Raw genomic sequence first — 13,216 nt, 5'->3', positions numbered from 1 at the left:
GTTGAATAAGATTTAGATTGAATAAGGAAGTTGTTTCGAGTTCGAACCGCCTAGGTATGATGATTAGGCGCTTTCGTTAAACAATTCGCGACCAATAAGCATGCGGCGAATTTCTGACGTGCCCGCACCGATTTCATACAGCTTGGCATCTCGCAACAAACGGCCCGTATCAAACTCGTTGATGTAGCCGTTACCGCCAAGTAGTTGAATCGCATCCAGTGCCATCTTGGTTGCCAGCTCTGCGCTGTAGAGGATCGCGCCAGCAGAATCTTTACGTGTGGTTTCACCGCGATCACAAGCGGCAGCGACGGCGTAAACATACGCTTTAGCGGCATTCATTTGTGTGTACATATCCGCGATTTTTGCTTGAACTAGCTGGAATTCACCGATGGATTTACCGAACTGTTTACGGTCGTGAATGTAAGGCACAACGATATCCATACACGCCTGCATGATGCCAAGTGGGCCGCCTGCAAGCACCACACGTTCGTAGTCGAGACCGCTCATCAATACTTTCACGCCTTGGTTTTCTTCGCCGAGAATATTTTCCGCAGGGACTTCGCAGTTTTGAAAGACCAGCTCACACGTATTCGAGCCGCGCATACCCAACTTGTCGAGTTTTTGTGCTTGAGTAAATCCAGGGAATCCGCGTTCCACAATAAATGCCGTGATGCCTTTGGAGTGCTGGCTTGGGTCGGTTTTTGCGTAGACAACATAGGTGTGTGCATCAGGGCCGTTGGTGATCCACATTTTGTTGCCGTTTAGCAGGAAAATATCGCCTTTACGTTCGGCTTTAAGCTGCATAGAGACCACATCAGAGCCGGCGCCGGGTTCACTCATTGCAAGGGCGCCGATATGTTCACCGGAGATGAGCTTAGGTAGGTATTTCTCTTTTTGCGCTTGTGTGCCGTTACGGTGGATTTGGTTGACGCAAAGGTTGGAGTGAGCGCCGTAACTTAACGCAACCGAAGCGGATGCTCGGCTGATTTCTTCCATAGCGATAACGTGGGCGAGATAGCCCATGCCTGCACCACCAAACTCTTCGCTGGTGGTCACACCTAAAAGACCCATATCACCTAATTTGGACCAAAGATGGTTTGGAAAGTCGTTAGTTTGGTCGATAGATTGCGCTAGCGGCGCAATTTCTCTTGCAGCAAAACTATTGATTTGCTCGCGAAGCAAATCGGTATTTTCGTCATAAACAAAGTTCAGGGAAGAGTAGGTAGATTTCATTGCGTGTCCTTGCCTTTACGTCACCTACATCCCAGAGTTGAGGTGTTAGGTGACTTTTTCGCCTTTCATGGATCTCAGTGTGTTTTGGCATCGCAACTGCGCAGCATTTAACTCCATCATTACCGCTTGAATGTCGTTTGCTTGCTGTTGCAATGCTGCCTTCTTCTCTTCGATCAACCGAATCATATAGTTCAACTGCTCAGTACTTTGATCGGTATCGTAGAGTTCAAATAACTCTTTGATATCTGCAAGAGAAAAGCCCAATCGCTTACCTCGCAAAATCAGCTTTAGTCGAATTCGATCACGACCATTGTAGATTCGAGTGTTGCCTTTACGTTCTGGAGTTAGGAGACCTAAATCTTCGTAGAAGCGAATGCTTCGAGTAGTAATGTCGAACTCTTTCGCGAGCTCGCTGATCTTAAATGTGTTCATTCCTTAACCTTACGACTTTCGTATAACATTTACATGAATATACAATTCGTTAACGTTAAAGTAAACAAACAACATTCACTCTTGAGCCTTGATATCACTCGCATTTACTCGAAATCAAAGAATCACTCGAACAAACAATAACCTCAAACTTGACGTTAACGTAAATGTTAGTATAGTTATGACGTAAACGTCAACAAAAGGTTAATGGAATGAAAAATGAAACATGGATTGTTGCCGCTAAGCGAACGCCTATCGGCTCTTTTCAAGGTGCATTAGCTTCAACAGATGTCACGGAACTCGGTGCGAAAGCCATTCAAGGGGCGCTAGCCGAAAGCCAACTCGATGTGCACAAAATAGACGAAGTGTTGATGGGGTGCGTTTTACCCGCCGGTGTGGGGCAAGCGCCTGCAAGACAAGCAAGCCTTAAAGCTGAAATGCCACAATCGATTGGTTGTACGACACTGAACAAAGTTTGTGGATCGGGTATGAAAACCGTCATGCTGGCATATGACCTTATTCAATCTGGTAATGCGCATGCTGTCATCGCTGGTGGCATGGAAAACATGTCGTCTTCTCCTTATCTATTAAAGAAAGCGCGTGATGGTTTCCGTTTAGGTCACGAGCAAGTGCTTGATCACATGTTTTATGACGGGTTGCAGGATGCCTACCAAGGCGAGCTGATGGGTGTCTTTGCAGAACAGACGGCGCAAAAGTATCAGTTCAGCCGTGAAAGTATGGATGCCTGGGCGCAGCAGTCGGTGACTCGTGCGCAGCAAGCAATCGAGCAAGGTTTGTTCAAAGAAGAGATCGTGCCTGTTAACGTAAAAAGTCGGCGCGGCGAAACCTTGGTTGTAGATGATGAGCAACCGAGCAAACTCGACGTCACTAAAATTCCTACCTTACGCCCTGCGTTTGCCAAAGATGGCGGCGTAACCGCAGCAAACTCTAGTTCCATTTCGGATGGTGCGTCGGCAATGATCTTAGTCGATAGTGAGTTTGGTCGTCAGGAAAACCTTCAGCCTCTAGCCAAAATTGTCGCGTACAGCACGCATGCAAGACAGCCTGATGAGTTCACCATCGCACCAGTCTTCGCGATTGAATCGCTGCTGGAAAAAACGGGCTGGGACAAATCGGACGTGGACCTTTGGGAAATCAATGAAGCTTTTGCTGTCGTGACTCAATACGCGGTAAAAGCACTCGAACTGGACGAGAGCAAAGTGAACCCTCGCGGAGGGGCTTGTGCGCTGGGGCATCCAATAGGCGCAAGTGGCAATCGAATCCTTGTCACTTTGATTCATGCGCTAAAACAAACTGGTGGTAAGCGTGGCGTTGCATCGCTTTGTATTGGCGGCGGCGAAGCTACCGCTATCGCGATTGAAATCTGCTAAATCACTCTCAACAAAGTTTCACTTACATAACAGTAGTCAGTAACAAGCTGAAAAATACAAGGATGTCATCATGACAGAACAAGTAAAGCAGTATATCGGTGGTGAATTTGCCATCTCCGATTCAAAACAATGGCTAGATGTAACCAACCCGGCAACCAACGAAGTGATTGCACAAGTACCTTGTGCCACGGAATCGGAAATGAATGCGGCGATTGCCAGCGCAACAGAAACGTTCAAACGCTGGAAAGAAGTTGCAGCGCCGGAGCGTGCTAGATTGATGCTGCGTTACCAACATTTGCTAAAAGAGCAACACGATGAGTTGGCGATACTGCTTTCAAGTGAGACAGGCAAAACCCTCGCGGATGCAAAGGGTGACATTTGGCGCGGAATTGAAGTGGTAGAGCAAGCTGCAAACATTTGTAGCTCAATGATGGGCGAAACGGTGGAAAACGTCGCGACCAATATTGATGGTTACTCTTACATTCAACCGCTCGGCGTTTGTGCTGGCATTACACCGTTTAACTTCCCTGCGATGATCCCATTGTGGATGTTCCCGATGGCGATAGCTTGTGGCAACACCTTTGTTTTGAAGCCGTCAGAGCAAGTGCCACTAACGGCAATGAAACTGGCGGAGCTGTTTGAACAAGCTGGCGCACCAAAAGGCGTATTGCAAGTTGTTCACGGGACCAAAGAGCAAGTCGACCGCATTCTGACTGATCCAGTTGTTCGTGCGATCTCTTTTGTTGGCTCTGTGCCCGTTGGTGAGTACATCTACAAAACAGGTACAGACAACCTGAAACGCGTGCAGTCATTTGCAGGTGCTAAGAACCACATGGTCATCATGCCGGATGCAAACAAACAGCAAGTCATCAATAACCTAGTTGGCGCGTCAGTGGGTGCTGCAGGCCAACGCTGTATGGCGATTTCGGTTGCCGTATTTGTCGGCGAAACCAAAGAATGGATTCCAGAGCTTAAAGAGGCGTTAGCTCAGGTTCAGCCTGGCGCGTGGGATGATGAAACCGCCGGTTATGGTCCGCTGATTAGCCCTCAAGCGAAGCAGCGAGTGGTGAATCTGATTAATGAAGGCAAAGCGTCAGGCGCGAATTGTGTTCTGGACGGGACAGACTGCCAAGTGCCTGGCTTTCCGAACGGTAACTGGGTGGGGCCAACACTGTTTACCAACGTGACCACAGACATGTCGATTTATCAGGAAGAAATTTTCGGGCCTGTGCTGTTAACTATGGAAGTGGATGACCTAGATGAAGCGATTGAACTGATCAATGCAAACCGCTTTGGTAATGGTACGTCTATTTTCACGGCGAACGGCGCTGCCGCGAGAAAGTATCAGCACAATATCGAAGTAGGTAACGTAGGCATCAACGTGCCGATTCCAGTGCCATTGCCATTTTTCTCATTTACTGGGTGGAAAGGCAGCTTCTACGGCGACCTGCATGCTTACGGTAAACAAGCGGTTCGCTTCTACACCGAGACGAAAACTGTCACCGCGCGTTGGTTTGAAGATGACATTCCAAGCGGTCCAAACATGACCATTCAACTTAGCTAATTACTGGATTAGCGACACCTCTAGCCAAGCGCCACCGTTTAAGTGGGCTTGGCTCGGATACAAATGCAACGAATTAGACCTTAGGACTTCAAGATGGATTTTGAATTAAACGAAGATCAACTCGCGTTTGCCGAAGTAGCAAAGCAGTTTGCAGACCAAATGTTAGCGCCTCATGCGGCCGAGTGGGATGAAAACCATCATTTCCCTAAAGACGTACTGCGTCAAGCAGGTGAACTTGGTTTTCTGAGCATCTATACGCCGCCAGAGCATGGTGGCTTGGGGTTATCTCGTTTGGATGCGGCGATCATTTTCGAGCAGTTGGCTATGGGTTGTACCGCGACTACTGCGTTTATGACCATTCACAACATGGCGACGTGGATGATCACCAGCTTTGCCAAAGCCGAAGTGGCGCAGCAATTTAGCGCGGATCTAATTTCGGGTGAAAAGCTCGCTTCCTACTGTTTAACCGAACCTAATGCCGGCTCTGACGCCGCTTCTCTAACGACTAGCGCAGTGCGTGATGGCGATGAGTTTGTCCTCAATGGTGCAAAAGTGTTTATCTCGGGTGCCGGTGATACAGATGTATTGGTCGTGATGGCGCGTTCGTGTGGTGAAGGAGCGGGTGGCGTTTCTGCATTCGTTGTTCCTGCTGATTGCGAAGGCATTAGCTACGGTAAAAAAGAAGCCAAAATGGGTTGGAACTGCCAGCCAACTCGCACGATTACCTTCGAAAATGTCCGCATTCCGGCTGACTATCTGTTGGGTGAAGAGGGAGAAGGCTTTAAGTTCGCCATGCTTGGCCTTGATGGTGGTCGAATCAATATCGCTACTTGTTCCGTCGGTACTGCGCAACAAGCACTGAACGAAGCCAAGCAATACATGAACGAACGCAAACAGTTCGGCCGTTCACTGGCGCAATTTCAAGCGTTGCAGTTCAAGCTTGCTGATATGGCGACTGAGCTGGTCGCTGCGCGTCAAATGGTGCGACTCGCTGCCGCTAAACTCGATGCCCAGCACGCAGAAAAAAGTGCGTACTGTGCCATGGCAAAACGCTTTGCTACTGATGTGGGCTTTAAAGTCTGCGATCAGGCGCTGCAAATTCACGGTGGCTATGGCTACATCAAAGAATATCCAGTAGAGCGCCATTTCCGAGACGTTCGTGTTCACCAAATCCTTGAAGGTACCAACGAAATCATGCGTCTGATCGTCGCAAGACGATTACTAACGGAAGGCGTTGAGCTGCTTTAGTCAGCGAGACACAGCCTTACCTCAAGAAATTAAAAAGGACTGAAAGATTATGACGGCACAAATCAAATTAGAGCGCGAAGCGCATATTGCCAAGCTCACGATTAGCAATCCGCCAGCGAACACTTGGACGCTTGAGTCTTTGAATCAGCTAAAAGAGTTGGCGATTGAACTTAGCAATGATCGCTCTATTTATGCGTTGGTTTTAACAGGCGAAGGCGAGAAATTCTTTTCTGCTGGAGCAGATCTTAATAACTTTGCATCGGGTGATAAATCACAAGCAGCAAACATGGCGTTCGCATTTGGTGAAGCGTTTGAAGCGCTTTCTGCATTCGATGGGGTTTCTATCGCAGCGATTAATGGTTACGCGATGGGCGGCGGTCTGGAAGTGGCGATGGCGTGTGACATTCGTATCGCAGAAGAACAAGTACAAATGGCACTTCCTGAAGCATCGGTAGGTTTGTTGCCGTGTGCGGGAGGGACGCAAAACCTGACCGCGTTGGTAGGTGAAGGTTGGGCGAAGCGTATGATCCTGTGTGGCGAGCGTGTGACGGCCGAGCGAGCGGAAAAAATTGGGTTAGTCGAAGAGGTGGTGGCGAAAGGTCAAGCACTCGAAGCGGCTATGGAGCTAGCACAGCGTGTTGCAGGTCAATCACCGAAATCTGTGTCTGCGTGCAAAACGCTAATTCAAGGTCGACGCAGCCAAACTCATGCAGCTGGATTGGTTTTGGAGCGTGAACTGTTTTTGCAGCTGTTCAATACACAAGATCAGACTGAGGGTGTGAATGCGTTTTTGCAAAAGCGCAAGCCACAATGGACAAACAGCTAGCGGAGGCCAAATGACAGGTACAGTAAATGTTTCAAAACTTGAGTGCGCTGATGGCTCTGTTATTGGTGTGCTAGAGCTTGATAACCCAGCAGCTCTCAACGCGTTGAGTTACGTGATGATTGAGAAGTTGTACAAACAGCTTAATGAATGGCAAACGGACGACAGCGTCATCGCGGTATTCTTGCATGCTCAAGGTGAAAAAGCGTTTTGTGCTGGTGGTGATATTCAAGCGATCTACCGTGCACTTGAAAACAAAGAGCAAGACTTTGATTCTGCGTTTTCAGCGATGGAAACCTTCTTTGACCTCGAATATCGCTGTGACCATCTTATTCATACTTATCCAAAACCGATCATCGCGTGGGGACATGGTTATTTGATGGGCGGGGGAGTTGGCCTGTTTATGGGTGCCAGCCATCGCGTAGCAGAAACCACCACACGCTTTGCAATGCCAGAGATTAAAATTGGCCTTTACCCAGATGTAGGCGCGACGTACTTCCTAAACCAGTTGCCAAAACATTTGGCACTTTTCCTGAGTTTGACAGCTTGCCAAATTAACGCAACAGATATGAAAGCGTTGGGGTTAAGCCAATGGATTGCACAGCCAGAAAACAAGCAAGTGCTGCTGGATCTGCTTGCATCGGTAAGTTGGAAAGGTGAAGCGAACATCAACGAAAAAATCGCCACTACGCTGCGTTCGGTACACGTGGACGAGCCAACCGAAGGGATGTTGATGCCCTATGCGGAATTGATTGAGCAGTTATGTTCGGGTGACTTAGCGTCAATTGTTGATGCAATCAGCTGTGCTAACGTTGATAGCAAGTGGTTCGTCAATGCGCAAAAAGCACTGAACTATGGCAGTCCGTTGTCGCTCAGTATCACTTATCAGCAGTTAACGCAGTATCAAAAACTCTCTTTGAAAGCGTGTTTTGATATGGAATTTAACCTAACACTACGTTGTGGCTTAGAAGGTGATTTTAGAGAAGGGGTTCGTGCGCTGATTATTGATAAAACCAATCAACCGACTTGGCAACATCGCACGGTTTCTGACGTAACGCCACAAGTTTTGGAGCGCTTCTTCTCGCCAATTGACTCAGCAGAATACCCACTGACCGCATCGTCGGTAGCTATAGCGGCACTTTAGTACAAGGAAGAAATACGATATGGACAAAATTGCATTTATTGGCCTTGGTAACATGGGTGCGCCTATGGCTAAGAATCTACTCAAAGCGGGCTTGAATGTCGAAGTATTTGATTTGAACCTAAGCGCAGTTGAGGAGTTGACCGCATTGGGCGCTTCAAGTGCCGATTCCGTTCAGCAGTCAGTACAAGGTGTGGAGGTGGTTGTCACTATGCTGCCAGCGAGCCAACACGTTCAAAGCGTTTATCTTGGTCAAGATGGCATCTTAGATAGCGTCGAATCAGGCACCTTGCTGATTGATTCATCCACCATCGATCCTACGACTGCTCGTTTGGTTGGCGAAAAAGCATCGCAACTTGGTATCAGTTTTGTTGATGCACCAGTATCTGGTGGCGTTGCGGGCGCAGCAGCAGGTACGTTAACTTTCATTGTTGGCGGCTCACAAGAGAACTTTGTTCAAGCCAAAGCGGTGCTTAGCCACATGGGTAAAAACATCTTCCATGCTGGTGATGCTGGAGCTGGTCAGGTGGCGAAGATCTGCAATAACATGATGTTGGGCATTTTGATGAGCGGCACCTGTGAAGCACTCAATTTAGGGATGGAAAACGGACTCGATCCCAAAGTGCTTTCCGACATCATGTTGCAAAGTTCAGGACGTAACTGGGCGCTAGAGCTTTATAACCCTTGTCCAAGTGTGATGGAAAATACGCCTGCAAGCAATGGTTATCAAGGCGGCTTTATGAGCCAGTTAATGGCTAAAGATCTGGGTCTTGCGATGGAAGCGGCGGTTGCCAGTCAAACATCAACGCCAATGGGCAGCTTGGCTCGTAATCTGTTTAATTTTCACAACGGTCAGGGCAACGGGCAAAAAGATTTTTCAAGCTTGTTTGAGTTCTACCAAAAGCAAAATCAGGCCTAAGGAGCGCTTATGGAGTTAGCAAATAAGGTCATTGCGATCACGGGGGCAGGGCAGGGGCTGGGTAAACAAATGGCACTGTCACTGGCGGAAAATGGCGTTCATCTTGCGCTTATCGACCTCAATTCAGATCAACTGGCTGAAACGAAAGCGGAATGTGAATCTCTCGGCGTTACCGCTCGTTTTTATGTGACGAACGTGACTGACGAACAGCAGGTGTGCACTGCTTTTGAGCAAATTGAGGCAGATTTCAAGCAGCTCAATGGCGTTATCAATAACGCAGGTATTATGCGTGATGGTATGTTCATTAAAGTCAAAGATGGTCAGGTTAACACGATGTCGCTGGAACAATTTCAGTCTGTTCTAGATGTGAATGTAACAGGCACTTTCCTGTGTGGCCGTGAAGCGAGCAAGGTAATGCTGAACACCGATAGCAAAGGGGTTCTGATCAACATATCCAGCGTTGCGCGTGCCGGGAATATTGGTCAAACCAACTATTCAGCATCTAAAGCGGCGGTAGCCACCATGGCAACGGTGTGGGCGAAAGAGTTAGGGCGTTTCGGAATTCGCTCAGTGGCGATTGCTCCGGGTGTCATCAAAACTGCCATGACAGACCAAATAAAACCTGAAGCGATGGAACGTTTAATCGGAATGATTCCGGTTGGACGTTTAGGTTTGGCGGATGAAATTTCATCGACCATAAAATACGTGTTAACCAACGAATTCGTGACCGGAAGAGTGTTCGAAGTCGATGGCGGAATGCGAATGTAACCCCTTCTGCAACATAAAAAAGGGGAGCGAGTTTGATTGTCCGCTTCCTTCCATTTTCTCCTTTCTTTTATTGCTTCTATCTGAAAAATGTATTGGATGCATCGTCGACTGCTATCTCATCGAACGGTATAAAAATTGATTCTATTTCTAATGTGAATGGTTAGTTCTATATTGCTTGTCATGTAAATGTATCAACTCACAACTAAGACGATCTTTTGTCTCACTAACGAGATCGTCATTCTTGGTGTGTAAAAAACACTCTTATTGGTCATATTGTAACCGAAAACTATTTCGGCATCTAAAGATGGTGATTTATTATTCAGCGCAAAATACATGGGAATATGAGGCTGACTGAATAACCTTCAGTTGTCTTAATAATAAATAATCAGAATTCTCAATTACACTGAAGTAACTACCCATTAGGGAAGAGCAATAATGTCACTATTTCATTCGCTTAGGACGATGCCGCTATTATTGGGGTGTCTGTGTTTTTCTGTTCAGGCCTCCACAGAAAAGGTGGAACAGGAAGGTAAGTTTTTACAGTCGTTAGAAGGCATCGAAAATCAAATTTACGCATTACCTCAGAGTTCTTTAGCTTTGATTGAAGCGTTAGAAGAAGAGTCTTTACTACAAAACCAACCAACAGCGCTGTTGGTGCGTTACTGGCTTGCCAAGGCCACGGTTTTAGAGCTGCTAGGGCGCGTAGAAGAGAGTCAGAGTGTCGTTCAAAAAGGATTGGAGCTTGTGCGTCCACAGAGCCATGAGTATCTCCTGTTTAAGTTGATTCAGATGCGAACTATGGTTGGAAAGAGCGATATCGATACCGCGCTTTCTGCGTTGGATAGCTTGTTGGAAACATCGCGTGAGAATGGTGATAAGCAACTTGAATCAGAAATCCTGTTGCTAAAAGGACGCTATTACGATGAGCAAGGTGAGTTTAAAAAATCCTATGCTGCACTTATGTCGTCCATGGATGTGGCTGAATCTTCAGGTGTTCACGGGCTGGTCGAACGTGCAGCACTAGAGCTAGGTGACGTACTTGTCAAAATTCAGGGTTACGACCGATCTGAGGCGCTTTTGGAACAAGCATATCGCTATTTTAGGGATAGGCGTATGTCGTTCAATGAGTTGTTGAGCGTTTTGACGATAGCGAAACTTCATAAAGCACAGTTCCAATACGAAGAGGCGATAGCGTCATATCAGCGAGCGTTAAAGCTGGCTCAAATTATCGGTGATGGACGCTTTAGATTTCGAGTTAACCTTGAACTTGCAGCTTTATATCGCGAGACGAATCAAGAAAAGAAGATGGTTAACCACTTGAAGCTGGCGGAGAATTTACAGTACAGAGAAACGTCTAGCGCGTATTTGGCAACATTTAAGTTGTTACAAGCCGAATATATGTTAGAGCAGCAGCAATTTGAAATACTTTTAGCGATGATCGCGCCAATGCTGCCGGAGATTATAGAGAGTCGATACGTCAAGCAACAGCAAATGGAGCTACTAAAAGTCGCCGCTATGGCCTATGCGGGGAGCAATGACTTTAAACTAGCATTCGAAACTTACGGTAACTATCACGATAAATTTATCCAATTTAGTAATCAAAGAGAAGTTGAAAATCTTGAGCGCCAGCAGACGTTATTTGAATTGGAACGACTTGAATATGAGAACGAAGATCTCAACTGGAACAATGTGTTGCAGCGTATGGAGCTAGAAAATAACCGTCGTACTTTTTACTTATTGGGTGAAGCGCTACTTGCGCTCATCGGTGTTCTATTTTTGATGGCGGTAGTATTTCTCGTCGTCAATCGCTCGCGTTTGAGAATGCGTCGCCTCGCAAAGACAGACACATTGACAGGGTTGTTCAATCGCCGTTTTTTAGAGGACTGGTTCACTAAGCCAGTAGAAGTGAGGCGTGAGCGAAAAGAGAAACCGGTACCTCAATCTAAGCAAGAAAAGATACAACACTTTGTTTTTGAGCAAGTCGAGCAAGTTAAGTACGGTTATCTAGCTTTAAATAAATGGGTAGATAGCAAACTCGATAAACAGAAAATGGTGCCAAATAAACCACAATCGGGGCCAGTAACTTTAGCGTTAATCGATGTGGATTATTTCAAGCAGGTAAATGATACCTATGGGCATGTGTTTGGAGATACCGTACTAACGGGCGTTGCCAAAGTGTTGGAGGAAACTGTACGTGAGAACGACATTGTTGCTCGCTTTGGTGGGGAAGAGTTTGTTGTTGTTATGCCCAATACAGACCATAAAAACGCCCTTATTACTGCAGAACGTTTACGTAGCGCTTTATCCCTACATGGCTTTGTTACGGAACAGAAAGAAGAAGTGAGAGTGACCTGTAGTTTTGGAGTCGTTACCACTGAAGATAATGAGATGAGTTTTAAATCACTTTGCGATCAGGCCGATAAATTGCTTTATCAAGCGAAAGCGAACGGACGCAACTGCGTGAAAGGTCGCTCGCTAGCGTAACAGAAATCAAGAGTTCAGGCTCATCGCACGATGAATCTGAACTTATCCCTCCCATTTACTTTGATAGCCAAGTGACTTTGAGATCCTTGCTTCGAATATAAAACGCTGAATCTAACATCTTAAAGTCACTTGGCGATATTACTTAAAAATGGCTTAAGGATATCGAATCGCATATTCATGGCGTTCAATATAACCTCTCTCTTTGCCTTCTTCACCTTCAAAGTGCGAATGCCACTTGTGTCTACAAAACTATAACAAACTAGTGTGTCTATTCTTTGTACAAATAAACCGTGTACAGGTGAAATGATTAGTGGTCGATATAAATTTTTTGTGGCACAGATTTTTGTTGTTCAAAAATCAACTCGTTCATAATCGTTTTAAAAATAGAGTAAGAGTTAAGTATTTGATTTTGTTTTTCTTGTTTGTTTGTTCTTAAACTAAAATCTAGTTATCCCGACAAGTTCTTACCGAGCGATTTTTCGTACACCCTCAACTTTTCATCCTTTTTTACTAACATTTTTCTTTAAAAATAATTTGAGTTCGAATTAATTTTCAGGCATTTTATATTTAACTAACCGTTCAATTAAAAATAACAGGGACGCAAAATGCCAAAGGTGGGGATGCCTGAAATCAGAAAACCGCAGCTTGTGAAAGCGACAATGTCAGTGATTGATAGAGTCGGTTTACACGCGGCGAGTATTTCGTTAATCAGCAAAGAAGCCGGTGTATCAACGGGGATTATCAACCACTATTTCGGTGGTAAGCACGGATTGCTGGAGGAAACGATGCGAGAAATCTTGCGTCAGCTTTCGTCCACTATCACACAGAAGTTACGTGAGCTGCCAAGTGATGCTCATCACCAAAGAATTAATGCAATCATTGACGGTAACTTTGTCGGCTATCAGGCAGAAAACCAAGTTGCTAAGACTTGGCTGGCGTTTTGGTCGTACTCAATGCATGACGAGCAGCTCAAGCGTTTACAGCGTGTCAACGAACGACGTCTATTGTCCCACCTAAGAAAAGAACTCAAAGCATTATTAAATGCAGAGCAGGCTGAATTGGTTGCTCATGGTATTGCATCACTTATTGATGGAATTTGGCTGCGCGGAACGCTCAACCCGCAAGGCATTGATGCAGAAAGAGCGAGAATCATCATCAACGATTATCTCGAAAAACAACTTACGTTTTATTCTGAAAAAATATAAAAGTTACAGGT

The 13,216-nt window shown here is 46.1% G+C and carries 11 protein-coding genes; 9 read left to right on the top strand and 2 right to left on the bottom strand.

The annotated features are described in order from the left end of the window. Positions 1-63: 63 nt before the first annotated feature. Positions 64-1,233, bottom strand: a complete 1,170-nt coding sequence (locus R7E42_RS02150; RefSeq protein ID WP_005373245.1) for an isovaleryl-CoA dehydrogenase — start codon at positions 1,231-1,233, stop codon at positions 64-66. A 45-nt stretch (positions 1,234-1,278) separates the two neighbouring features. Then, complete coding sequence (locus R7E42_RS02145; RefSeq protein WP_005373242.1) at positions 1,279-1,665, bottom strand: MerR family transcriptional regulator; 387 nt, start codon at positions 1,663-1,665, stop codon at positions 1,279-1,281. Between the two features lie 209 nt (positions 1,666-1,874). Between R7E42_RS02145 and R7E42_RS02140 the strand changes: the two genes are divergently transcribed. The 9 genes from R7E42_RS02140 (at position 1,875) to betI (ending at position 13,205) form a co-directional block, all read left to right on the top strand. Continuing rightward, positions 1,875-3,053 carry a thiolase family protein gene (locus tag R7E42_RS02140; RefSeq protein ID WP_046264876.1) on the top strand — a complete coding sequence of 393 codons (1,179 nt, stop codon included), beginning with the start codon at positions 1,875-1,877 and terminating at the stop codon, positions 3,051-3,053. Positions 3,054-3,123: 70 nt separating this feature from the next. Continuing rightward, positions 3,124-4,617: a CoA-acylating methylmalonate-semialdehyde dehydrogenase gene (locus R7E42_RS02135; RefSeq protein ID WP_053304725.1), complete on the top strand. Its 1,494-nt coding sequence runs from the start codon at positions 3,124-3,126 to the stop codon at positions 4,615-4,617. 93 nt (positions 4,618-4,710) lie between these two features. Beyond that, on the top strand, positions 4,711-5,865 hold the full coding sequence (locus R7E42_RS02130) for an acyl-CoA dehydrogenase family protein (protein WP_149150630.1): 1,155 nt from the start codon (positions 4,711-4,713) through the stop codon (positions 5,863-5,865). Positions 5,866-5,914: 49 nt separating this feature from the next. Next, on the top strand, positions 5,915-6,691 hold the full coding sequence (locus R7E42_RS02125) for an enoyl-CoA hydratase (RefSeq protein WP_017633670.1): 777 nt from the start codon (positions 5,915-5,917) through the stop codon (positions 6,689-6,691). A 10-nt stretch (positions 6,692-6,701) separates the two neighbouring features. Then, entirely contained in the window at positions 6,702-7,832 is a 1,131-nt protein-coding gene (locus tag R7E42_RS02120; RefSeq protein ID WP_318072294.1) for an enoyl-CoA hydratase/isomerase family protein, read from the top strand. A gap of 19 nt (positions 7,833-7,851) precedes the next feature. After that, entirely contained in the window at positions 7,852-8,748 is an 897-nt protein-coding gene (gene mmsB / locus R7E42_RS02115; RefSeq protein ID WP_171343167.1) for a 3-hydroxyisobutyrate dehydrogenase, read from the top strand. Positions 8,749-8,757: 9 nt separating this feature from the next. Continuing rightward, a complete protein-coding gene (locus R7E42_RS02110) occupies positions 8,758-9,516 on the top strand; it encodes an SDR family oxidoreductase (protein ID WP_005373217.1) in 759 nt (252 codons plus the stop codon). A gap of 462 nt (positions 9,517-9,978) precedes the next feature. Continuing rightward, positions 9,979-12,000: a tetratricopeptide repeat-containing diguanylate cyclase gene (locus tag R7E42_RS02105; RefSeq protein ID WP_031812775.1), complete on the top strand. Its 2,022-nt coding sequence runs from the start codon at positions 9,979-9,981 to the stop codon at positions 11,998-12,000. 605 nt (positions 12,001-12,605) lie between these two features. Beyond that, positions 12,606-13,205 carry a transcriptional regulator BetI gene (gene betI / locus R7E42_RS02100; protein ID WP_017820329.1) on the top strand — a complete coding sequence of 200 codons (600 nt, stop codon included), beginning with the start codon at positions 12,606-12,608 and terminating at the stop codon, positions 13,203-13,205. Positions 13,206-13,216: the final 11 nt, after the last annotated feature.

Origin of the sequence: Vibrio sp. Vb1337 (genome assembly GCF_033338715.1) — a bacterium.
Taxonomy (GTDB): Bacteria; Pseudomonadota; Gammaproteobacteria; order Enterobacterales; family Vibrionaceae; genus Vibrio; species Vibrio alginolyticus.
This window is presented reverse-complemented; position numbering and strand designations above follow the sequence as displayed.